Origin of the sequence: Bacteroides sp. MSK.18.37, from assembly GCF_019129155.2 — a bacterium.
GTDB lineage: Bacteria > Bacteroidota > Bacteroidia > Bacteroidales > Bacteroidaceae > Bacteroides > Bacteroides ovatus.
This window is the reverse complement of record NZ_JAHOIB020000001.1, coordinates 5699125-5722578: the sequence shown is the minus strand read 5'-3', so window position 1 is coordinate 5722578 and position 23454 is coordinate 5699125. Positions and strand designations below refer to the sequence as shown.

The window sequence follows — 23454 nt, the reverse complement described above, 5'->3', positions numbered from 1 at the left end:
GCGTATTATAAGGGGATGAAATGACGTACTTTGTCTTACTTTGACCTAGTTTGTCTTACTTTCATTCAGAATGTATTTACTTTTATTCAGAGTGATTTTATTTGACTTATATACTTGGACAAGCGGGAGATTTTCCGTATATTTGGAATACGATAAAATTAATTTTCCGAAGATATGAAAGCAGAAAAAGAAGAGATAGCGGAGGAGCCGTTTGTCATACGTCCGTATTTGAAATCGGAGCTGGCACATTTATACAATCCTTATGTACCGTTGGTGTATGCCATGCGGAAAATGAGGGAGTGGATCAGAAATAACAAGGAATTATATGACGCAATGTATAGCGGCGGCGAAGGAAAGAACGACCACGCTTACAGCGCAAGACAGGTACGACTCATCGTGAGGTATCTCGATGAGCCATGAATCTCTTTAGGGCAAGTGCTGATTAGCTATAACGAAAATAAAATTAGCTATAATGAAATCGAGATTAGCTATAATGAAATCAGAATTAGCTATAATGAAATCAGAATTAGCTATAATGAAGCTTATATAATAATGTACACGTGCGCGGGCGCGAAAGAATATTCTTTTTATATAGAAAAAAGCGTGTAATTGAGGTGGAGGGGTTCCACCTCAATTACACGCTTTTTCCATCAAATAAAATCTATAAAGAGAATAAACAGCATAAGTAAATGACAGGAACAAAATAAAACGTACCTTTGCGTCTTTTTAAACCAACATTTTTTAACAGTAATCAAATAACACTTAAAATCATGAGAAAAAAGACATTTTTTCCGAAGGCTTCGTTTATCAGAACAAGCAGGCTGTAACACTCGAAAAGGAAGAGTTTCCCCAAGTATCCCAGTTTATCACGCAAATGCTTGGCACTGTCAACAATTTGTATGTCAACAGAATAGAGGTAAGTCCGCGCGACCGCAAGAAGTTTCTCCTTCCCTTTGTCCATCTCTGTTATGACCATGACTCCCCTTTTAAGATTAAAGGTCCCAAATACTTTGCAGAATTGTTGTATCTGGCTGTTGATTTCAAGAAATCAAACGATTCGGACGAATCATTAAGCGTGGAAGAGATTGATTGTGAGATACAAAGACTGAAAAGAACGCTTTTTGACGATTAGCATTAAAGAACCGACTGTTAAAAAACTGCTTTTTGAGTACAAAAAGCAGTTTTTTTTATCTACAAGAAAAGCCGTCCTTTGCAGCGTGTTAATATTGACACAACTTAAAATCATATCAACAATTAAAATGGAAAATATCTCAATAACGACATACAGGGGATTATCACTCGTATCAGGAAGTATCAGTATCCGGCAAATGTTCGAATTTATCCGGGGAGATGTCTATCGCGACAGAATCCGGAGACTCCGGGAAGCAATGGATGCAGGAGACACGGTGAAAGCAGACCACATGAAGAAGCAACTGCCCTACTGCACCATCACGGCTACTTACGCCAAGGAAAGGCTGGCTTACAGTCTGGACAAGTATCAGGACATCATCACGCTCGACTGTGACCATATGCCGGCAGAAAAGATCCCGGAATTCCGCCAACTGGTGAACGATTGCCCCGACACGTTAGGCAGTTTCGTCAGCCCACGGATGCACGGGCTGAAGATCTTTGTCTACCTCACCGGCAATGAGGCGGAAGCCTTACGCACCGAACTGAACGCATTGGGAACCGTAGACTTCACCCCCCTCGAACGCTATCACCACCGCATGTACGCCCTGGCAAGCAGCCAATATGAAAAGCTGCTCAATACCAAAGTAGACACCAGCGGGAGCGATCCGGGACGCGGATTCTTCGTGTCGCACGATCCGGATGCTTTCCTCTCTCCCGAACGACTGGAAAACGTGAAGCCGCTGACCGTAAAAGTGACATTGCCCACTGAAGAAGAATGTAAAAACAAGAAGCGCAAAAATCCGGGAAAACGATCCCCGCTCCTCCCCGTGCAGGAGAATGCGTCGCCCATCGACCTGCAAGTGCAACTCGACTTCCGCAAGGCGCTGGAGTACACCAAACGCAAAGAACGTCTCGAGATAGGCAACCGGGACAATTTCTTCTATTGTCTCGGCAATCAGTGCTACCACCGCCATATCACGGAAGAGGAGTCCGTCAGTCTGGCACACAGCCATTTCGGCGACCTACCCGATTTCGACCTCGAACTGCCCTTGCACAATGCTTACCAATATACCTCAAAGACCGATCAGGCGGAAGAAAAAGAGAAAGAACCGAAAATCTGCCAGATTATCAAGTTTATGGACGAACACTACGAAACCAGAAGAAACGTAGTGAAAGAACAAATCGAATTCCGGAAGATAATGCCCGCCCTGCCCGAAACAGAGTTGCCGCCTTTCAACGCAGTTCGTACAAAGGATATTAATACATTCTATATCAACGCACATATAAATAAGATTTGCTGTACGCAAGCTGATTTGAAAGCTGTTGTAGACTCGGACTACGCAAAGCCGTTCAACCCGTTTGTCCATTATTTCACCTCCCGCAAGGCATGGAACGGGAAAACGGACTTCATCGGACAAATGACGAAAACTGTACAAGCGGCAGACCAAGCTTTTTTCGAAGACAGTTTCCGACGCTGGCTGGTGGGAATGGTAGCGTGCGCCATCGACGACAACGTGCAAAACCACCAATTGATGCTATTACACGGCGCACAGGGAAAAGGAAAGAGTACCTTTATCCGACATCTCCTCCCGCCGGAACTGAAGGATTATTATCGTAATGGCATGATTATTCCCGAGAACAATAACCATTTGCTGCAACTGTCGTCTTGCCTGCTCATCAACTTGGATGAATTTGACACGCTCTCCCCCGAGCGTATGCAGAACCTGAAAAGTCTTATCACCCAAGACGTGGTAAACGAGCGTAAGGTCTATGACATCCAGAACTATACGTATATCCGCCGCGCATCGTTCATTGCCAGTACCAACAATCCGCACTGTATGCCGGATGTCAAGGAAAACAGGCGTATCCTGTTCAGCACTCTTCTGAACATAGACTATCACACGCCTGTCAATCATGAGGGGATATACGCACAGGCATACGCACTCTACCGGCAGGGATTTCAGTACTGGTATGAGAACGAGGAGATTACGTTTCTCAACAACCGCAATGAGGCGTTCCGCCAAAAAGATCCGATAGAGGAGAATCTTTTCTTCTATTTCCGGGCAGCCAGACAGAATGATATTCAGGCGCAATGGTATCCTGCCTCCTACCTGCTGTCGGTATTGAGCATGAACGGGCGCACACAGGCCAATACACAGACGAAAAAAATGCTGGTCACGGTACTGGAAAGCAATCATTTCCAATCACGAAAGACCTCCAACAACATAACGGAATATTGGGTGGTGGAGTATTCGGCCGAAGAGCGCAAAGAAAATTCAATACGCCCGCAGCTTCCGGTGCAGACGGGGTTGGAGTTGTAGTTTTTCCGCGGATAGCAGTTTTCCCACGAAATGGCAGTTTTCCTCCGGATAGTCGTTTTTGCACAAAATAGCGGATAAACGGATAAATTAGTGGCATTAAACGTGTCACATTCATCCGTTTTTCCGTATATTTGCTTCGATATGAATGATGAATAAAGAAAGGAATCACAATATGATAAAGCAAATACCATACGGATTGACGGATTTCGGTCGCATCCAAAAAGAAAACTATTATTATGTGGATAAGACGATGTTTATCGAAAAGATAGAAATGCAACCGTCTTATCTGTTCCTGATCCGTCCCCGGCGCTTCGGGAAAAGTCTGACGCTGGCGATGCTGGAGGCTTATTATGACGTTCGGTATGCCGACCAGTTCGACGAATTGTTCGGCCATCTGTATATCGGGCAGCATCCTACGCCGATACATAACCAGTTTCTCATCATGAGATTCAATTTCTCGGAGGTGAGCTCGAATGTCAATGAGGTGGAGGAATCTTTCCGTTTGCATTGTTGCGGGAAGCTTTCTGATTTTGTTTATAGATACGAGCATCTGTTGGGAAAAGACATTTGGAATGTTCTGGATGAAAAAACGCAAGCGGATCCCGGCGCCTTTTTGTCCTCAATCAATACCTATGCTACCCGTAAGGGAGACCTCAAAATCTATCTCCTGATTGATGAATACGATAATTTCACGAATACCATTCTTTCTACTTACGGCACGGACTTATATCGGAAAGCGACACATGGAGAAGGATATATCCGCAGGTTTTTCAATGTAATCAAAGCCGCCACGACGGGAATGGGCTCTGCCGTCAACCGCCTATTCATCACGGGAGTAAGCCCGGTGACAATGGATGACGTGACAAGCGGATTCAACATCGGAACGAATATCACCACCGACCCATGGTTTAACGACCTTGTAGGTTTCAGCGAGAAGGAATTGCGCGAGATGCTGACGTATTACAAGGAACAAGGCGCTCTCCCGATGTCGGTAGACGATGCGGTGACAATGATGAAGCCTAACTATGACAATTATTGCTTCAGTGAAAATAAATTAGCAGATTGTATGTTCAACTCGGACATGGTGCTCTACTGTATGAAGTCATTGATATTGCACGGAGTGAAACCTAAAGAGATTGTAGATCCCAATATCCGCACGGACTTTAACAAGCTTGCCTACCTTGTCCGTCTCGACCATGGACTGGGAGAAAATTTCTCCGTCATCAAGGAGATTGCGGAGCAAGGCGAGATAGTGACTGAGATAGTCACCCATTTCTCCGCACTGGAAATGACAGACGTGGGCAACTTCAAATCTCTGCTGTTCTATTTCGGACTGCTTTCTATCAAAGGGGTGGATATGATGGGGCGTCCCATCCTGCACATTCCCAATCTGGTGGTTCGCGAACAGCTATTCAATTTCCTGATTCAGGGATATGCCCGTCATGACATCTTCAAGCTCGACGTGAACCGCTTGCGCACTCTGTTTGAGAATATGTCCTTCAAAGGAGACTGGAAACCGATGTTCGAATTTCTGGCAGAGGCCATTCGGGAGCAGAGCCGGATAAGGGAGTACATAGAAGGGGAAGCTCATATCAAAGGATTCCTCCTCGCCTATCTAAGTATGTTCCGCTATTATCAACTATATCCGGAATATGAGATGAATAAGGGTTTTGCCGATTTCTTCTTTAAGCCCAGTCCGGCGGCACCCGTATCTCCACCGTACACGTATCTATTGGAGGTGAAGTATGCGAAAGCAGGAGCGTCGGAGAAAGAGATACGCGCGCTTGCCGATGATGCGCGGGAACAGTTGATTCGCTATAGCAAGGATGAATGTGTAGCGGAAGCTCGTGAGAAAGGAGGACTGAAATTGACTACGATCGTGTGGCGCAGTTGGGAACTGGCGCTGATGGAGGAGGTAGAATAGACTACCAGCCACATGAAATGTGCGGATGAATCTTATAAATGAATAAAGAGGACATTCTTAATAGTATTTTTCAATTCCCCCAAATCCTTTTATCATTTTATTTTCCTTCGTTTTATTGATGAAGTTGTTCAATCGCTTTTCAAATTCTTCCGGTCGTTTTCTGGCAGCTTCAATGTATGCAATTCGGATACGTCTATACGCATCGGAAAATTGTTGGTAATTCTCCCATACTGTTTTATCCTCTTTCAGTTTTCCGATGATATCATTCGGGAAGACAAAAGGGGCTGACAATACTTTTCGTATATTATCTTCCCTATCAGGGTGAATCATATTATGTTCCAGCAACCATTTCAGTCTCTCTTTGTTGGCTTGCGAGTAGGAACTTTTAGGGTTTCTGGGTGTGAAATGCTGGATTTTATGTTCTTTGTCGAGCGCCTTTATGGTGCTGTCGATCCATCCGAAGCAAAGGGCTTCCTCGACAGCGTCGTTGTATGTAACACTTTTTTCGCCCGAAGATTTGGAGGGGAATACAAACCAAACGTCATTGGCGTTTTCAAAGTTGTCTGCCAGCCATTTTCGCCAATCTTCTCTGTTTTCAAAATATTTTATTTCCATAGTGCTAAAAAGAACAGCAACCCATTGTTGAGAATAGGTTGCTGTTAAATTGGTTATTCATCAGACTTCATGTATGGGAGTCAGGGGCTTTTATTCGTCCGGTCACTTATTTGTCTCCGTACATCTTCGCCCGCAATTCCTTAATATGGTCGGAAGTGATATATTCGTCATATTCCATCATCTTGTCGATGATACCGTTCGGTGTCAGTTCGATGATGCGGTTGGCAACGGTCTGAATAAATTCGTGGTCATGAGACGAGAAGAGGATATTTCCTTTGTACGTCTTCAGGTTGTTGTTGAATGCCTGGATAGATTCCAAGTCCAGATGGTTGGTCGGAGTGTCCAGAATGAGGCAGTTGGCATTGCGCAGCTGCATACGGGCAATCATACAACGCATCTTCTCACCTCCGGAGAGTACGCTTACTTTCTTCAATACCTCTTCGCCGGAGAAAAGCATACGGCCGAGGAAGCCTTTCATATATACCTCGTTGCCTTCTCCAAACTGGCTCAACCAGTCTACCAGGTTCAGGTCGGAATTGAAGAAATCAGTGTTATCCAGCGGCAGGTAAGCAGTGGTGATGGTTACCCCCCAGTTGAAAGTACCTGCATCGGGTTTCATGTTTCCGTTGATAATTTCGAAGAAAGCAGTCATCGCGCGCGGATTGCGTGACAGGAATACCACCTTGTCACCTTTCTCTACGTTGAAGTTCACGTCGTTGAAGAGCACCACGCCTTCTTCCGTCTTCTTGCTCAATCCGGAAACTTCCAGAATCTGGTTGCCCGGCTCGCGTTCGGGAGTGAAGATGATGCCCGGATACTTACGTGAAGAAGGTTTGATTTCTTCTACGTTCAGTTTCTCCAACATCTTCTTACGGCTCGTTGTCTGCTTGCTCTTCGCTACGTTCGCGCTGAAACGGCGGATAAACTCTTCGAGTTCTTTCTTCTTCTCTTCAGCCTTCGCCTTCTGGTTCTGTTGCTGACGGAGAGCCAATTGGCTGGATTCGTACCAGAAACTATAGTTACCGGCAAACATATTGATTTTTCCGTAGTCGATGTCTACGGTGTGTGTACATACAGAGTCGAGGAAGTGACGGTCGTGGCTTACCACCAATACGGTATGCTCGAAGTTGGCAAGATATTCTTCCAACCAGGTCACTGTTTCCATATCCAAGTCATTGGTAGGCTCATCGAGCAAGAGGTTGTCCGGATTTCCGTACAATGCCTGCGCCAGCATGACACGCACTTTTTCCTTACCACTCAATTCACCCATCAATACGTAATGCTTATCTTCTTTCACGCCCAGTCCGCTCAACAGCATGGCTGCGTCGCTTTCCGCATTCCATCCGTCCAACTCGGCAAATTTTTCTTCCAATTCGGATACTTTCAGTCCGTCTTCGTCTGTGAAATCTTCTTTTGCATACAATTCTTCGCGCTGCTTCATGATGTCCCACAACACGGTATGTCCCATCATGACGGTATCCATGACAGTATATGAGTCCCACTTGAAGTGGTCCTGACTCAACACCGAGAGACGTTCGCCCGGTCCGAGCGCAATCGTACCTGTTGTCGGGTCCAAATCTCCGTAAATCGTACGAAGAAACGTAGATTTTCCCGCACCGTTCGCACCGATAATACCATAACAATTACCACTCGTAAACTTCAGGTTTACGTCATTAAATAACACTCTTTTACCAAACTGAACCGATACGTTCGAAACTGTAATCATCTTATTATTTACTATTTTACTAGTTACTATTTACTATTTGAGCGTGCAAAGGTAGACATTTAAAATGAATTATGAGCTATCTGATATGTGCCAATCTGACATAAAAGTGTTACCTTTGCTGCGTTTTTTGGCAAAACGGCCAACTTGGCAAAGTTTTTGCAGACGAAATCTGTGACATCCGGTCAGTCCGGTATGTTTATAAGCGGTATCTTGCATAGATAACGTGTGTTTCTAAATAGTAAATAATAAAATAGTAAATACCAAGATGGATCCGAAAGAAAAAAAAGTGAAGGAAGAGGAACTGAATGTGGAGGAAACTCACAATCCTGCGGAAGACCAACCGCAAAACGAACAAGCAGAGGGAACCGCTCCGCTGACTCATGAAGAGGAGTTGGAAAAGGAACTGGAAAAGGCTCAAGAAGCGCTTGAAGAGCAAAAGGATAAATATCTGCGCCTGTCTGCCGAGTTCGACAATTATCGTAAACGCACTTTAAAGGAGAAGGCCGAACTGATCCTGAATGGTGGCGAAAAGAGTCTTGGCAGTATTCTTCCGGTAGTGGACGATTTCGAACGTGCCATCAAGACGATGGAAACGGCAACGGATGTCAATGCCGTAAAAGAAGGGGTGGAACTGATTTACAATAAATTTATGGCTGTTCTGGCTCAAAATGGTGTGAAAGTCATCGAGACGAAAGACCAACCGCTGGATACTGATTTCCATGAAGCCATCGCGGTAATCCCCGCACCGTCGGAAGCACAGAAAGGTAAGATTCTGGATTGTGTGCAGACGGGGTATACACTGAACGACAAAGTGTTGCGCCACGCCAAAGTGGTAGTAGGGGAATAAGGATTCGCAACCCATAAAACTCATAATTTTTAAAGAAGCATGGCAGAAAAAAGAGACTATTACGAAATATTGGAGGTGACGAAGACAGCCACAGTAGAGGAGATTAAGAAAGCGTACCGTAAGAAAGCAATCCAGTATCACCCTGACAAGAATCCGGGGGATAAGGAGGCGGAAGAGAAATTTAAGGAGGCGGCCGAGGCTTATGACGTGTTGAGTAACCCGGAAAAGCGTTCGCGTTACGATCAGTTCGGTCATGCGGGAGTGAGCGGTGCGGCAGGCAATGGCGGTCCGTTCGGTGGTTTCGGTGGCGAGGGGATGTCGATGGATGACATTTTCTCTATGTTTGGCGACATCTTCGGTGGCCGCGGCGGCGGTTTCAGGGGAGGCTTCGGAGGGTTTAGCGGATTTGGCGGTGGCGGTTCACAGCAACGCCGGTATCGCGGCAGTGACCTTCGTGTGAAAGTGAAGCTGACGTTGAAGGAGATCTCTACCGGAGTAGAAAAGAAATTTAAACTCAAAAAATATGTGCCGTGTGACCAGTGTCATGGCACGGGTGCCGAAGGTGACGGCGGTTCGGAGACTTGTCCTACTTGTAAGGGTAGCGGCTCCGTGATCCGTAACCAGCAGACTATTCTGGGCACTATGCAGACTCGCGTCACTTGTTCTACTTGTGGCGGTGAGGGTAAGATTATCAAGAACAAATGTAAGAAGTGTGGTGGCGACGGAATCATTTACGGTGAAGAAGTGGTGTCGGTGAAAATCCCTGCCGGAGTGGCAGAGGGTATGCAGCTTTCTATGGGTGGCAAAGGAAATGCCGGCAAACACAACGGTGTGGCAGGCGACTTGCTGATTCTCGTAGAGGAAGAACCGCATCAGGACTTGATTCGCGACGAGAATGATTTGATTTATAATCTGTTGCTTAGTTTCCCGACTGCTGCTCTGGGCGGAGCTGTGGAAATTCCGACTATCGACGGCAAAGTGAAAGTGAAGATTGATTCGGGTACTCAACCAGGTAAGGTGCTTCGTTTGCGCGGCAAGGGATTGCCGAATGTGAACGGGTACGGAACGGGGGATTTACTCGTCAACATCAGTATCTATGTGCCGGAAGCGCTCAATAAAGAGGAAAAGAGCACGCTCGAAAAGATGGAGGCTTCGGACAACTTCAAACCTAACACGTCGGTGAAGGAGAAGATTTTCAAAAAGTTCAAGAGTTTCTTCGACTAATTTTTTGCTATAATATATAAGGTATAAGTGAGCTGCAATCTTTTTTGTGGCTCACTTCTGTTTTTAGGGCTTGTCCTTTTAAAAAAAAGACATATATTTGTGTAGCAAATAAATAGATACTAAATATAGACTTCAAGTATGGCAGAACCTTTTAAGAATATGTACAACAAGCAATTTTTCGATCTGTTTACGAAAGATTTGAGACTTGTTATCGATGATTTTGATGCTCACGGTTTTGTTTCTCAAATAATGGATGATGAATGGGAAGGCAGGGAACTAAAACAGCGCTGGATACATATCACTAGCATTCTGAAAAAGTTTTTGCCGGCAGATTACAAAGAGGCGATCGCTAAGATTCTTGAGTTGTTGGATCATGTAAAAAGTACGCGGCCTGATTTTTCGGTGATAGACGATACGAAGTTTGGATTGATGCTGGAGTATGGGGTGATTCTGAATAATTATGTCGAGCAATATGGGTTGGATGATTATGAAACGTCTGTCAAGGCGATAGAGAAAATCACACAGTTCACAAGTTGCGAATTTGTGACTCATCCTTTTATAATAAAATATCCGGATGAAATGATGAAGCAGATGTTGGTTTGGTCGAAACATGAGCATTGGGGAGTCAGGCGGCTTTCGTCAGAAGGTTGCCGTCCGCGTTTGCCTTGGGCGATGGCTTTGCCGAATCTGAAGAAAGATCCGACACCTATTATTCCTATTTTGGAGAATCTTAAAAATGATCCGGCAAGATTTGTACGGTTGAGCGTTGCCAATAATTTGAATGATATTGCGAAAGATAATCCGGAAATTGTCATTGATTTGGCAAAGAAATGGAAGGGGGAATCGAAAGAGGTAGACTGGATTATTAAACACGGTTGCCGGACGCTCTTAAAGCAAGGGATTCCAGAGGTGATGGAGTTGTTTGGCTTTGATTCTATCAGAAATAATATTAGTGTGGAGGATTTTCAGATTTCAAGTCCTAAGGTTAAAGTCGGGGATTCGTTGGAGTTTGGTTTTAACTTGTTGAATCATAGCAATAAGACAATCAAAATACGGCTTGAATATGGTATTTATTACCAAAAAGCAAATGGAACGCTGACGAAGAAAGTTCATAAAATCAGCGAAAAAGAATATGCCGGGAATTCTACCACACGAATAACGCGAAAGCACTCTTTCCGTGTGGTTACAACGAGAAAATTCCATCTCGGGCTTCATCAAATTGCTATAATAATCAATGGGAGTGAATTTGAAAAATATGATTTCGATTTGATTGGGTAATTCGATTTAATTGAGTTATTCGACTGGATCGGGTAATAACCACACTACATATAATATGGATTTCTGCATTAGCTATTATCTATACAAGTGCTGCAACAGAAAACATAAATCCTCGATTCTCCGGATGAAAATCGAGGATTTTTTATTTGGGTTCGTCTTTATCTCACACTAGCTGGAAGTTGAATATATAGCACTCTATGTATTACAATAAATTGATTGCCGATAACTCCTTTGATAAAGCCTGAATACCTTTTTGTATTTTTTCAAGTTGTTGCCTGCGAGGCTTATGCACTCCGGCAGCATAATGCCATAATTGCCGTTCATTAATACCCGTAATCCGACTCAATGCAGCTTTAGTGAAGATGTTGCTATAATAGTTTATAAATGTAGCAGCATCAATCTTGAATTTTAATTCAAACTCTCCGGACAATACTTCACAGGGATTGGAATTATCTTCCAAATACAATTCAATCGCCTCTCGCATGTTGTCCTCAATCTCTCTCATGTCATTGCCAACAGTGATAACCGGAGCATCTTCAATATAAGCACTCAAGTTCTTTCCTGCGTGTTCCACAATTACTTCTACTGTTTTCATATCTCCTCCTATATCGGACTTAATTACTGCACAAATATAGTAATTATATGAACACTACCAAAAGAAGTATTCATATTTTCACTATGATTTCTTCCTAATACCCCGGATTCTGTTTCAACCTCTCATTCATCACCCGTATTTTCTCCGGTATAGGGAATACAGTTGTATATCCACTTGCCTCATCCGGTAGTTGCGGACGGCTGCTGTAAGCTCTTGTAAACTTCCCGAAGCGGACTAAGTCCTGTCGTCTCCATCCTTCCCAAGCCAGTTCCAGCTGACGTTCGGCAAGGATATTCTCTAAAGTGGCAGTGCGGGGAGAAGCGTTGACACGGCTACGAACTTCATTGAGTTCTTCATCTCCGTTTGCTCCGTTCCGGACTTTCGCTTCACTCTTCATCAACAAAGCGTCTGCATAGCGGAACAATACAATGTCATTCTCCATCAACTTACCGTCTTTTGTGGCAGTCGGATCAACTTCATACTTTTTCATGCGGGCTCCTGCGGTTTGTTCGTATGGGGTATCTGTTATATCCAGAGATACTTTCCAGGGCAGATATTCCAGTACCGTTCCATTATCCAGTTTGATTATGTTTCCTTTCAGGTCGTGGACAATTCCTGCAAAATAGCAAATATCAAAACGGGGATCTTGTTCCGCGGTTTCATAACCGAAAGTTTCGAGGGCTTCAATGGTGGCGCTGGGACCGTTCTCACCGCTTAGTCCGTAAGCCTTGGCGTGATTATAGTGGCGGGAACGGAAGAGATATTGCATCTGGTTGGTGTACAGAGTTTTATTCATCGGGATAGTGAAGACATTCTCTACGGACGGTTCGTTGAATATAGAGAAATTCGTTTCGTATTCCGGTTCCAGTTTGTAGCCCATAGTCTTGAGTTGGTCACAATAGTAGATGACTGTTTCCCAGGCATTTAGTTCGCTGCCGTTCACTGTGAACTTTATATTTTTTCCATCCGGGCGTTGTCCGTCCGTCCAATCATTGTCTGTATAAACTTCGGAGTTCAAAGCCAGTTTGGCCAGTAGGAAAGTTACTACGGGGCGAGTGATACGGCCATAGTAAGGGCCGGACTGGTTGCTATGTGCATCGCTCAACAAAGGAGCCGCCTCTTGCAATTCCTTGACAACAAAGTCAAAGACCGTTTTTCGTTCACTTTGCACTACATCTTTCATTGCTACGGAAGAGGATTGAACTAGCGGGATGCGTCCGAACAAATCCATCAGGTAATAATAATACATAGCCCGCATGGCACGTACTTCGGCACGGTATGCCGGCAGTTCCGTAGCGGAATGAGTTTCGGCGAATTTGTCTATCCGTTCCAGTGATTTGTTACTTAACATGACGACTTTATAGAGATATTCCCATGTAGCCTGAATGGCATCATTCTCTATTCCCCAATCGTGCAGGTAAAGTCCTTGCCAAAAACCACCGTCATACCAGTCACCTCCACGGGTGGGGATAATGGCTTCGTCGGAGGTAAAGGTGTTCAGGTCGTAGACTCCCCTACCCGTTCCCTGCAATCCCTGACTATCACTATAACCGCCTACGTATGTATAAAGCGAAGCTACTGCATTGAGATATACTTCCGAGATTGTATTGTAAACGTCATCTTCGGGTAACTTATCTTTCGGATTTTCCTCCAAAAACTTACTACATGAGAATAAACCCAGGCACGTTATAAGAAGGAATACCAGCACTCCCGAAGGACGTAAGATCTTCTTTGAAAACAGTTCCGCTATCCTTGAAAGCAGTTCTTCTTTCTGCAAAAAAAGACTTTTATTTTTCATATATTGTTTCATCATCTCCTCCTCCATTAAAAGTTAATACTCAATCCCAGTGTGTACGTCCGCGCCAACGGATATCCCCGTTTATCATCCACGCCTAAAGTGGAGTTCACTGTTGAACTGTTAATCATGGGTGAAAGTCCCGAATAACCGGAAATGGTTGCCAGGTTGTTGACTGTAAATGCCAGACGCAGGGAACGGACATATTTCTTCAGTTTCTGCACTTTCTCAATCGGCACGTTCCAACCCAGCGTCACATAGTCGAAGTTGACATAATCTCCCTTTTCCAACCAATAGTCGGTGGCGGTTTGATCCTTGATGTTCTGTTTCGGGGCTTTCTTCATTACGTTATAGTCGGGAAATATATTCATGTTCATATAGGTCAGGGAGGTTCCGTTGTAAATTTTATGTCCGAAAGCTCCGTTAACCTGCAAAGACAGGTCGAAACGCTTGTAGCGGAAACTGATGTTGGAGCCAAGAATCGTTTTAGGTACGGCTTGTCCTGCTACGTAGCGGTCTTCACCATCTTCAAGGCTGACACCTCCGCCATTCAGATCGGCGATGCCATAGGTGTATCCGCCGTTTCCGTCGGATTCCAGTCCCGTACTGTGGGGAAGATAGAACACGCCCAACGGTTGACCCACCATCTGATATACGATGTGGTTGTATCCTCCATGAAAGCCGGCTCCGTCGAGGCCAGAAAGACTTTTATATTCGGGAGCAGAAAGCATTTCGCCGTTGTACATACCGCTTAATGAGAGCAGTTTGTTGCGCTGGAAAGTGATATTGGCATTGATATTCAGTTCCATATCCTTGGTCTTCAAGGGGGTGATGCCGATGGCGATTTCCGTACCCCAGTTGCGCATGGAACCGATGTTGGCAAGCAAGGTGTTATAGGTGAAAGGCGGTACGCTTACGTTGTAAAGGTAAAGCATGTCTGTGGTTCGGGAGTTGTAATAGTTGGCGGAAAGCAGCAGGCGGTTGCCGAAAAGAGCTACGTCGATACCGGTATTAAAGGTATGTTTCACTTCCCATTTCAGGTCGGGATTCGTGTTCCGCAAGTCTCCTAAAGATACGACGGCGGAGTTTCCGACGGGGACTACACCGTTCGGCTTTACAAGGTTCAATGTAGTGTATGAGTCAATCCCACTCTGATTACCTGCCAGACCGTAGCCAATACGGAATTTCAGATTATCCACCATCGGCAACTGCTTCATAAATTCTTCTTCACTAATCACCCATGCGGCAGATGCGGAGGGGAAGAATCCCCATTTATGGTTCGCTCCGAATTTGGAGGAAGCATCTGTACGGGCGTTCAGCGTCAGTACGTAGCGGTCGGCGTATGTATAGTTGAAACGTCCCATGAAAGATGCCAGACGGGGTTGGTCGTAGTAAGAATTAGTGCCTTCCCACAAGCGGAGTGCACCTGCCTGAAGATTATTATACCCGAATTTGTCGGTGCTGAAATTGCTTACTGTTGTATAATATCCCGTGTAGGTTTCTTTTTGAAGTTCGGCAAGTGCCAACACGTCAAAGAAATGTTTTTTCCAGTTTTTCTTATAGGTCAGCATCATGTTGCCCAGCAAGGATTCTCGCTTTTTGGTTCCTTTGTAAGCCTGGCCGTTCGCCCAGACGGAGGTGGGGAGGTATTGCGAATTTTCCACGATATTATAGGTATAGGCTCCGAAGAGGTTTAGTTTCAGTCCTTCCAGCAGATTGAAAGTCAGACGGGCGTGCGTGCTGATGTGCGAAGTGGCATCATCATCCTGCACTTCCATCCATGCCAATGGATTGGTAATTTGGCTGGCAGTCGTTATTCCGTCCCAGGAATTGGTGACGGGGTCTTTATGGTTGGGATAGGTGGGGTTGAATGTGGCTGCCGAATAGAACGTTTTCTGATAATCCACCAGATTATGATTCTTCTGAATGGAACCGAACATTCCCAGCTCGCAGTTCAGGAAGCCGTCGAACATTTTCTGATTCATGTTCATATTCGAAGTGAAGTTTTTCATGTCTTCATTCAGAATCACTCCCTGACGATCCATGAAACCAAGAGAAACGCGATAGCTGGACTCACTGGAACCGCCATAAAAGGCGATGTGATGGTTTTGTTGTAGTCCTGTCTGTTCAATCTCTTTCTGAAAATCGGTGTTATTTCCTTTATCCAGAATGGAAATCCCGCGTTCCGAGGCGACACGGCGGTACTCATCGCCGGACAGCATTTTCAGATTCTTGTAGACGGTGGAAATTCCGAAGCTACCGTTGTAGGCTACCTGTGTTCTGCCGCTCATTCCTTTTTTAGTGGTGACCTCGATCACACCGGAAGCTCCTCGTGAACCGTATTGTGCGGTTTCGGAAGCGTCTTTCAGAATGGTGAAGCTCTCAATATCCGTAGGGTAAATGGAGGTGAGCATACTCAAGTCACCAAATACTCCGTCGACGATTATCAAAGGGTCATTGCCACTGGTCAGTGAGGTAGTTCCCCGCAGGCGTACTGCATCCAAGGCTGCCGGACCATTTGACCCGCGTTGGATAGTCAAGCCCGGCACACGTCCGCGGATTGCTTCCAAAGGGTTCGTTATCTGGTCTTTATTCATCTGTGTCTCCGTAATCTTCTCTACGGAACCGGAGAGGGTTTTCAAACTTCCGGTGGCATATCCAACAGTTATCAATGAGTCTATGGGCGTGACGGGAATCTTCTGCGCCAAGGTGCTCTCGCACGGGATTACCAGAAGAAGAAGGGTGTAGAAAATGAGTCTAGCGTGTTGTACCATATTCTTAGTTTTTAAGGTAATAATACAAATATAACAAAAAAAGAGAGAATCTGGTTGAATAGATTCCCTCTTTTATTCATAAATGATATTGACAATGTCTATTTCACGATTATCTCATCCGTAAATATCCACCCTCCGAATTCGCTTCCGGCCTGTGCCTGGTAACGTACGTATCTTCCTTTGGCTTCTCCCTGCCATGAAATATCCGTAAACCGGATAGGGGTTTCTTTGCTCACTTCAAAGTGTTGTTTTTGCAACTCCGTGAAGTTAATTCCATCATCGGAAATGGAAATAATCACTGTCTCCGGCAGGAATACTTCCGCGCCGACCACTTGCATAAAAGCGGCGGTGATGGAATGGATAGGGGTTTCTTTTTCCATATCAATCGTCACATCGAGACGGTTGTCCGAGATAAATCCTTGCCATGAACCATCACCGTAAGTCCAGTCACCACGTATGCCGTCTGTCAGGGCTGTGTTGCCTTGTGCGGGATAATGGGGGCTATAGGAGGAGTTATAGGTCACTTTTTTACCGAGCGCCAAATGGCTGACTGGTTGAAGAGATTCGGGACGGCTGCCGATTTCTTTGCTCAAATCGAAAGGATGGTATCCTTTTTTCTGTAAATCGGCCACTGCTGACAGTGCGCGGGTATGGAAATCGGGCCACGACTTACGTTCCGGAGCCGACCAGGCTACTTCCGCCAATGCCAGCATACGGGGATAAATCATATATTCCACGTGTTCGGGAGTGGGGATATATTCCACCCATAGGTTACCCTGCACACCATAGACTAACTTTGCCTGCTCCGCAGTTAAGGAAGCGGGGACAGGATCGTAGGCATATACTTTCTTCAATGGCAGGTAGCCACCGATAGCTTCCGGCTGGGAGTACGGGGCGTCCTGATAGCTGTCCAGATAACAGTATGCACCCGGTGTCATGATGGCATGATGGCCGGAGGTGACGGCAGCAATACCACCCTCTTCTCCACGCCACGACATAACGGTTGCATTGGGCGCGATACCTCCTTGCAGAATCTCGTCCCATCCCAAGAGACGGCGTCCGTGATTGTTGAGGAACTTTTCGATACGGTGTATCAGATAGCTTTGCAGCTCGTCTACATTGGCCAGATGCTCGTCTTTCATTCTCTTCTGACATTTCGGACAGGTCTTCCAAGCCGATTTGCCGGCCTCATCACCTCCTACATGAATGTATTCGGAAGGGAAAAGTTCCATGACTTCCGTCAGTACATTCTCCAGAAAGGTGAAAGTTTCTTCATTACCGACACAGAAATCGGAGTTCTTGTAAGGTTCTCCCGAACAGGATAGCTGCGGGTAGGCAGCCAGCACTTCTTCCGAATGGGAAGGCATTTCAATCTCCGGAATCACCGTGATGTAATGCTGACGGGCATATTCCAGTATTTCACGAATATCGTCCTGGGTGTAATAGCCGCCGGAAGCTCCGGGTTCATCGTAACGGAGGTATTTACGTCCGCCGTTCCACCATTTCTTCCAGGTGGGGTCTGTACGCCAGGCTGCAAAATCGGTCAGTAAAGGGTATTTCTTGATTTCAAGCCGCCAGCCTGCCGCATCGGTCAGGTGCAGGTGCAAACGGTTGATTTTGTAATATGCCAATGCGTCTATCTGCTTCTTTATAAACTCTTTGGTAGAGAAATGACGGGATACGTCCAGCATCAGTCCGCGATAAGCAAAACGAGGGGTGTCTTCTATCTCGACAGAGGGTACGGAATAGCTGCCTGTGCTTGCCGGTTGCATCAGCTGTAACAGGGTTTGCATTCCATAGAATAATCCGGCTCCCGAAGTTGCCCGGATCTCGATTCGTTGAGAGGTGACGGAGAGTGTATAGCTTTCCGGTGACGGCAACTGGGTAGTCTTGGGGGTTATCAATAAGAAAAGCATCTGTTTCCTGTCTTTCTTTCTCGCTTCCTTTAATTGGACGGGTAATGCCTTCAGGTATTTCTCCCAGAGCTTCGCTTCTCCACCTTGTAGGTTTGTATAAAGTCTTGTCTTTTCTGACAGTAAAAAAGAGCCCGTCCCCTTCTCCATTTTTAATGGGACAGGTATGACGGACTGTGCCAGAATGGGATGTGCATGAAAGCACATCCCCAGTATACATAAGAAAAGACAAACTTTAGTGTATTCTTTTCTTATATTCATTAATCAATTTTGATTTCGTCTACAAATAAAAATGCGTTTTTGCCTTTTCCACCATGCCATTCCGGAAGCGTTTTCTCCGGTGAAGCAATAACTCTCACGTATTGGGTAGTCACAGGAGCAAATGTAAGTTGATGGTCAACAACTCCGTCTTTGTCCGTCTCTTTCATTGCCGGATATTCTTCGGAAGCAATCTTTTTGAAAGTCTTTCCGTCATCTGAAACTTCTACGGACAGGTTTCTGGCGTCAAACACCCAGTCGCCCTTTGCAATATTGACAGAGATGGCCACACTCGAAATTTCAGTAGGTTGCTGAAGGTCGATCGTCATGTCCATGTCGTTTCCGTTGAAAGCAATCCAGCGGCCTGACCGGTAACTACTATTTCCTTTCAAACCATCGGTTAACGTGGAAGCTCCTTTGAAGAGGTATTGTTCATTGATAGGTTGATTGGCTACAATCGGCTTCATGCTGGATTTGCTGAAGTCAATCTTCTCTGTCAGTGTCTGGCTCTCGCCGGTAGGACGAATGGCTTTGGCGGACAGAGTGGCATTTTCTTTAATTTTCAACACTCCTTCGTAAACGGGAGAAGCAGTAGTGGGTTCTGTGCCGTCCAAAGTGTAGTGGACAGGGGCATTGTCGATAGTAGACAAAGTAACGTCCATCGTTCCTTCTGCCGGATTCGGTTCAAACTCGGCTTGTACGCCGAACGCGTGTTTAGCGTAGTTGTATCCTTCGGCATCATACCACTTAATCAGTTGAGGAAGACGAGACAGGAAGTCGGCATAGTTTTTCTTTTCAGGGCTGGACCACTGAATTTCACACAATGCAGCCCAACGAGGCAATACCATGTACTGCGCGTGAGGGAAAGTAGCGATGTATTCTGTCCAGAGGTTGGCTTGCACACCCTTGATATATTTCTGTTCTTCCGGAGTGAGGGAAGCCGGCATCGGCTCGTAGCTGTACACTCTTTCTAACGGCAGGTAACCACCGATACCAAACGGTTCGTTATCTACGTCTTTAGCTTGGTAATAGTCGAAATACAGGTATGTGTTCGGCGTCATGATGACATCGTGTTTCTGTTTCGCAGCTTCGATACCGCCCTTTTCACCACGCCATGACATAACAGTAGCGTTAGGAGCAAGTCCGCCTTCAAGGATTTCATCCCAACCGATGATCTGACGTCCGTGGTCGTTGAGGAATTTCTCGATATGGTTGATTACGAAACTCTGCAGACGTTCTTCCTTGCTATGCTTATCATCCGATTTCAAGCCCAGCGCCTTGATACGTGCCTGACATTTCGGACATTTTTCCCAACGTACTTTCGGACATTCGTCACCACCTACATGAATATATTCTGAAGGGAAGATTGCTATTAATTCAGTAAACACATCTTCGAGGAATTTCAAGACTTGATCGTTTCCGGCACAAAGCACATCTTCTGATACACCCCATTGTCTCCATACTTCGTACGGGCCACCGGTACATCCCAATTCGGGATAAGCGGCAAGGGCAGCTTGCATGTGTCCCGGAAGATCGATTTCGGGAATAACTGTGATATAACGTTCGGCAGCATAAGCTACTATTTCTTTCGCCTGTTCCTGGGTATAGAAGCCACCGTAAGGTTTGCCGTCGTATTCACCGGAGTTACGTCCGATGACTGTTTCTGTCCTCTTGGAACCGATTTCTGTCAGCTTCGGATATTTCTTGATTTCCAGACGCCAGCCCTGGTCTTCGGTAATATGCCAGTGAAAACGGTTCATATTGTGCAAAGCCATCATATCGATATAAGTTTTCACTTCATCTACTGTAAAGAAATGACGGCTGGTATCGAAGTGTGCACCACGATAGCCAAAGCGGGGAGCGTCATTGATTTCTACAGCGGGCATGGAAATGTCTGCGCCGACAGCCACAGGCAATGATTTGCGCAGGGACTGGATGCCATAGAATACGCCGGCTTCCGTAGGACCGGTAATCGTGATTCCGTCACCGGTAACTTTCATCTGGTAGGATTCCGGATTTTCGTTCTCCGTGCCTAATGCCAGTACGATTGCGTTTTTACCTTCTGTTCCGGCTTCAATAGCGAAATCTTTTCCGGTAGCCGTTTTCAGATAGTCTGCCAGGAATTTTGCGTTGCGTTGCATCTTCTCGTTTCCTTCCGGATAGAGAATTTTCACACTGCTCTTGAGGATGAAGGGACTTCCTTGAGCGGTTACAATTTCTTGTGGCATGGGGATGATCTGGTAGTTGGCTTCCTGTTGCGCCGATTGGCAAGAGGCAAAAAGTCCTGCTAGTGCCAGACATCCGGTTAATTTAAAGAGTTGCTTCATAAACTAAAAAATTAAGTGTTAAGTTATTAATAGATTAATTATAAGTTTCACGAATATGTTTGATTGTCAAAGGCAGCTCCTCTCCTTTCTTTATTTGGGGAGAAGTGATGACGACCGTTTTACGTTCTCCGGGAAGAAGGTCGAAAAAGTTGTCGCTGAAACGGGCTCCCTGCAAAGGAATTTCAATAAAGACATCTTTTGCAAGAGCGGGAGAAAACAATGTCAGTTCACACATGCCGTCTTTCTGTTTCATCTTGCAGGAAACGGTTGTTTCAGGCAGAAGCAGGTCTTTTGTTTTTCTAAAGAAGTATACGGTTTCGGCAAGGGTGTTTCCTGCCTTGTCTTTTAGCGTCAGTTGCATGAAACAGCGTTGCTGTTCTTCCGGTGATAGCCAGGTGTCGGGTTTTATACGGTACACGCATTGGGAAGTGTTAGCCGGAACTGTCAATGTGTTGAGTTGTATAGGCTTGCCTTGTTTCTTTCCGTCAAAGTCTGTTACTTTCATTTCCAACATCAGGTGGTCTTTGGTGTCCGGACAGTCGGAAATCAGGTAGATATTGAGGCTGTCGTTCTGCTGGATAGGATTGATGAGGATTGGAGCAAAGACTCGTTTGGCTTGGTAATGCAGGGCTTTCCAGTTACCGTAATAGTCGATGCTCGACCAGGATACTACCGGCCAGCTGTCATTCAGTTGCCAATACAGGGTACCCATACAGTAAGGACGGTTCCGGCGGTGTGCTTCCAGTCCGTGACGCATTCCTTGTCCTTGCAGTACTAGTCCGACATAGACAAAGTCTTCAAATTTTTCGGGGATGATATAGTCGCGCTCCATGTAGGTACGAATCAGGGCGTTGCCGATGCTGCTTTTCTGATGAGCATTCATCACTTCCGATTCTATCTGATAATCTTCCGGAGCGGCGAAAGTGGAGATGGTCTTCATTTCCGGGAAGGACTGAAAACCGAATTCGCTCATGAAACGGGGCAGGTCTGTATCGAGTGACTCGAATGTTTTTTGACCATACCAGACTCCCCAGTTATGGCTGTCTCCTATCCCCCAGGATTCAGGACGCCCCCAGTTGGCAAAATACGGGGAGCTGTGTATGTAGAAACGGTCGGCATCCAGTTCCTTAACCTTGGCTGGAAGGAGCTGATGGAACAGTTTGTCGTAGCCTCGAAACATTTCCTGATAGATTTCGGGCGGGAAGTTCTTGTCGAATCCCCAATATTTTAAGGCTTCCAGTATTTCGTTATTGCCGCACCACATCGCCAGGGAAGCATGATTGCGAAGGCGACGGATGTTATAGCAGGCTTCCGCCTCTACCCTTTTCAGAAAGGTGGGGTCGGACGGATAGGGAGTGCAGGCAAACATGAAGTCTTGCCACACCAGTATTCCGTTTTCATCTGCCAGGTCATAGAAACGGTCATCTTCGTACGTTCCACCTCCCCATACACGAATGACATTCATGTTCGCTTCGCGGATGTCGCGGAATAAGGTTTGGTAGCGTTCGGTAGTGACGTTAGTCAAGAGTGCATCCTGGGGGATGTAATTGGCTCCTTTGGCAAACATAGGTACACCATTTACTTCAAAATAGAAGGATTCTCCGTCTTTATCTTTTTCATTAACGAGGCGAACAGTACGCAGTCCTATCCGGTGCGATTGCTCGGCTACGACTTTATCTTCTACTATGATTTGAGCGGAGAAATCATACAGGGCGGGCTTTCCCCATCCATTCGGCATCCAACGTACGGGGGATGCCACTTCGGAAGGTATGGAAACATGATTGATTCCGGGCTGTAAGGTGATTGCCTGGCTGATGCTTTTTTCTGCACTTCCTTCGAATGAGGTATTGATTCTCACCTCTGCCTGAAGTGGCCGGGAGAGTATGTTGTTTATTTCTAATTCATTAGACAGATTTGCGAGCTGGTCGGTCAGTGCGAGTTGCTTTACGTGATAGTCACTGATAGAAGCTGCGTTATAAAAACGGATGGTCACCGGACGCCAGATGCCGCTGGTCACCATGCGGATTCCCCAGTCCCAGCCATAACTGTAAGGGGCTTTACGGGAGAATATGCTTAAATGTTTGTCGTGATGGTCGTTGTCTGCCGGATAGTTGAATCCGTTCGAGTTATATTGAGGCAGTGTCTGCCGGATGGGGGAATGAAAATAGATGTGAAGAAGGTTTTCTCCGATACGGAGTTGGGACTTGACGGGTATGGTATAACCGACAAACATGTTATCGGCTTTCAGCAACAATGCTCCATTGAGGTATACATCGGCGTATGTGTCAAGACCTTCAAAAACCAATTGGGCGTCATCCCGTTTCAGTTGTTCGGGGGTAACTGTAAAAGCAGTCCGGTATTCCCAGTCTTCATTTTCCACCCACTGAATCTTTTGTTCATTGATGCCATAAAAAGGATCGGGAAGTTGTTTATGGTTGATAAGATCCTGATGAACGGTGCCCGGAACCTGTGCCGGTCGCCACAGCTCCGTCCCTGCCTGGGAAAACTCCCAGCCTGTATTTAGAACGACAACTTCGGAATTGTCATTGCTCTGTGCATATGCCATACTGCAACAGCATAGTAGTTCACATGCTATTTGAGCCTTTTTTCCGATCAAATTAATCATCATAGTGGGGGCATTAGATATTAACGGATTCAAAGATATTATTTTTTCAGCAAATTTCACTGATAATTTAACAAAATATGTTGTTTTTGCACGCCACGAT

15 protein-coding genes are annotated in these 23454 nt (G+C 45.7%); 7 read left to right on the top strand and 8 right to left on the bottom strand.

Features of this window, described 5'->3' with window-relative positions; all coding sequences use genetic code 11:
• Window positions 1-174: 174 nt before the first annotated feature.
• The 4 genes from KSX81_RS22110 to KSX81_RS22095 all read left to right on the top strand — a co-directional run bounded on the left by KSX81_RS22110 (window position 175) and on the right by KSX81_RS22095 (window position 5376).
• Window positions 175-420, top strand: a complete 246-nt coding sequence (locus tag KSX81_RS22110; protein WP_004297879.1) for a DUF4248 domain-containing protein — start codon at window positions 175-177, stop codon at window positions 418-420.
• A 454-nt stretch (window positions 421-874) separates the two neighbouring features.
• Entirely contained in the window at window positions 875-1132 is a 258-nt protein-coding gene (locus KSX81_RS22105) for a hypothetical protein (RefSeq protein WP_162614073.1), read from the top strand.
• 127 nt (window positions 1133-1259) lie between these two features.
• Entirely contained in the window at window positions 1260-3452 is a 2193-nt protein-coding gene (locus KSX81_RS22100; RefSeq protein WP_217725854.1) for a VapE domain-containing protein, read from the top strand.
• Window positions 3453-3624: 172 nt separating this feature from the next.
• Window positions 3625-5376 carry an ATP-binding protein gene (locus KSX81_RS22095; protein ID WP_004319019.1) on the top strand — a complete coding sequence of 584 codons (1752 nt, stop codon included), beginning with the start codon at window positions 3625-3627 and terminating at the stop codon, window positions 5374-5376.
• A gap of 57 nt (window positions 5377-5433) precedes the next feature.
• Here the strand turns inward: KSX81_RS22095 and KSX81_RS22090 are convergent, their stop codons facing one another.
• Entirely contained in the window at window positions 5434-5991 is a 558-nt protein-coding gene (locus KSX81_RS22090; RefSeq protein ID WP_004297886.1) for a YdeI/OmpD-associated family protein, read from the bottom strand.
• A 106-nt stretch (window positions 5992-6097) separates the two neighbouring features.
• The gene (locus KSX81_RS22085; RefSeq protein ID WP_004297887.1) at window positions 6098-7717 is read right to left on the bottom strand and encodes an ABC-F family ATP-binding cassette domain-containing protein; all 1620 of its coding nucleotides are present in this window, start codon (window positions 7715-7717) and stop codon (window positions 6098-6100) included.
• A 265-nt stretch (window positions 7718-7982) separates the two neighbouring features.
• Between KSX81_RS22085 and KSX81_RS22080 the strand changes: the two genes are divergently transcribed.
• From KSX81_RS22080 to KSX81_RS22070, 3 genes are all read left to right on the top strand, one after another.
• The gene (locus tag KSX81_RS22080) at window positions 7983-8564 is read left to right on the top strand and encodes a nucleotide exchange factor GrpE (protein WP_004297892.1); all 582 of its coding nucleotides are present in this window, start codon (window positions 7983-7985) and stop codon (window positions 8562-8564) included.
• Window positions 8565-8603: 39 nt separating this feature from the next.
• Complete coding sequence (gene dnaJ, locus KSX81_RS22075; RefSeq protein ID WP_004297894.1) at window positions 8604-9788, top strand: molecular chaperone DnaJ; 1185 nt, start codon at window positions 8604-8606, stop codon at window positions 9786-9788.
• Window positions 9789-9926: 138 nt separating this feature from the next.
• Window positions 9927-11066 carry a DNA alkylation repair protein gene (locus KSX81_RS22070; protein WP_004297895.1) on the top strand — a complete coding sequence of 380 codons (1140 nt, stop codon included), beginning with the start codon at window positions 9927-9929 and terminating at the stop codon, window positions 11064-11066.
• A gap of 202 nt (window positions 11067-11268) precedes the next feature.
• On the opposite strand, the gene KSX81_RS22065 is transcribed toward KSX81_RS22070, so the two are convergent.
• From KSX81_RS22065 to KSX81_RS22040, 6 genes are all read right to left on the bottom strand, one after another.
• Window positions 11269-11661, bottom strand: coding sequence for a type II toxin-antitoxin system HicB family antitoxin (locus tag KSX81_RS22065; protein WP_004297896.1), 393 nt, complete (start codon window positions 11659-11661; stop codon window positions 11269-11271).
• Window positions 11662-11755: 94 nt separating this feature from the next.
• Window positions 11756-13474 carry a RagB/SusD family nutrient uptake outer membrane protein gene (locus KSX81_RS22060; protein WP_004326849.1) on the bottom strand — a complete coding sequence of 573 codons (1719 nt, stop codon included), beginning with the start codon at window positions 13472-13474 and terminating at the stop codon, window positions 11756-11758.
• Between the two features lie 11 nt (window positions 13475-13485).
• On the bottom strand, window positions 13486-16230 hold the full coding sequence (locus KSX81_RS22055; protein WP_217725853.1) for a SusC/RagA family TonB-linked outer membrane protein: 2745 nt from the start codon (window positions 16228-16230) through the stop codon (window positions 13486-13488).
• A 98-nt stretch (window positions 16231-16328) separates the two neighbouring features.
• A complete protein-coding gene (locus KSX81_RS22050; protein WP_195646893.1) occupies window positions 16329-18404 on the bottom strand; it encodes a family 20 glycosylhydrolase in 2076 nt (691 codons plus the stop codon).
• The gene (locus tag KSX81_RS22045) at window positions 18404-20728 is read right to left on the bottom strand and encodes a family 20 glycosylhydrolase (RefSeq protein WP_004319029.1); all 2325 of its coding nucleotides are present in this window, start codon (window positions 20726-20728) and stop codon (window positions 18404-18406) included. The genes KSX81_RS22050 and KSX81_RS22045 overlap by 1 nt, the downstream gene beginning before the upstream one ends.
• Window positions 20729-20762: 34 nt before the next feature.
• A complete protein-coding gene (locus KSX81_RS22040; RefSeq protein ID WP_195646894.1) occupies window positions 20763-23357 on the bottom strand; it encodes a beta-mannosidase in 2595 nt (864 codons plus the stop codon).
• Window positions 23358-23454: the final 97 nt, after the last annotated feature.

Bases quoted from the DNA above. Each gene is read 5' to 3' on its own strand.
- KSX81_RS22100 (WP_217725854.1), top strand. From the start codon at position 1,260: ATGGAAAATATCTCAATAACGACATACAGGGGATTATCACTCGTATCA.
- KSX81_RS22040 (WP_195646894.1), bottom strand. From the start codon at position 23,357: ATGATGATTAATTTGATCGGAAAAAAGGCTCAAATAGCATGTGAACTA.
- KSX81_RS22095 (WP_004319019.1), top strand. From the start codon at position 3,625: ATGATAAAGCAAATACCATACGGATTGACGGATTTCGGTCGCATCCAA.
- KSX81_RS22090 (WP_004297886.1), bottom strand. From the start codon at position 5,991: ATGGAAATAAAATATTTTGAAAACAGAGAAGATTGGCGAAAATGGCTG.
- KSX81_RS22110 (WP_004297879.1), top strand. From the start codon at position 175: ATGAAAGCAGAAAAAGAAGAGATAGCGGAGGAGCCGTTTGTCATACGT.
- KSX81_RS22065 (WP_004297896.1), bottom strand. From the start codon at position 11,661: ATGAAAACAGTAGAAGTAATTGTGGAACACGCAGGAAAGAACTTGAGT.
- dnaJ (WP_004297894.1), top strand. From the start codon at position 8,604: ATGGCAGAAAAAAGAGACTATTACGAAATATTGGAGGTGACGAAGACA.
- KSX81_RS22055 (WP_217725853.1), bottom strand. From the start codon at position 16,230: ATGGTACAACACGCTAGACTCATTTTCTACACCCTTCTTCTTCTGGTA.
- KSX81_RS22070 (WP_004297895.1), top strand. From the start codon at position 9,927: ATGGCAGAACCTTTTAAGAATATGTACAACAAGCAATTTTTCGATCTG.
- KSX81_RS22085 (WP_004297887.1), bottom strand. From the start codon at position 7,717: ATGATTACAGTTTCGAACGTATCGGTTCAGTTTGGTAAAAGAGTGTTA.
- KSX81_RS22105 (WP_162614073.1), top strand. From the start codon at position 875: ATGCTTGGCACTGTCAACAATTTGTATGTCAACAGAATAGAGGTAAGT.
- KSX81_RS22045 (WP_004319029.1), bottom strand. From the start codon at position 20,728: ATGAAGCAACTCTTTAAATTAACCGGATGTCTGGCACTAGCAGGACTT.
- KSX81_RS22050 (WP_195646893.1), bottom strand. From the start codon at position 18,404: ATGAATATAAGAAAAGAATACACTAAAGTTTGTCTTTTCTTATGTATA.
- KSX81_RS22060 (WP_004326849.1), bottom strand. From the start codon at position 13,474: ATGATGAAACAATATATGAAAAATAAAAGTCTTTTTTTGCAGAAAGAA.
- KSX81_RS22080 (WP_004297892.1), top strand. From the start codon at position 7,983: ATGGATCCGAAAGAAAAAAAAGTGAAGGAAGAGGAACTGAATGTGGAG.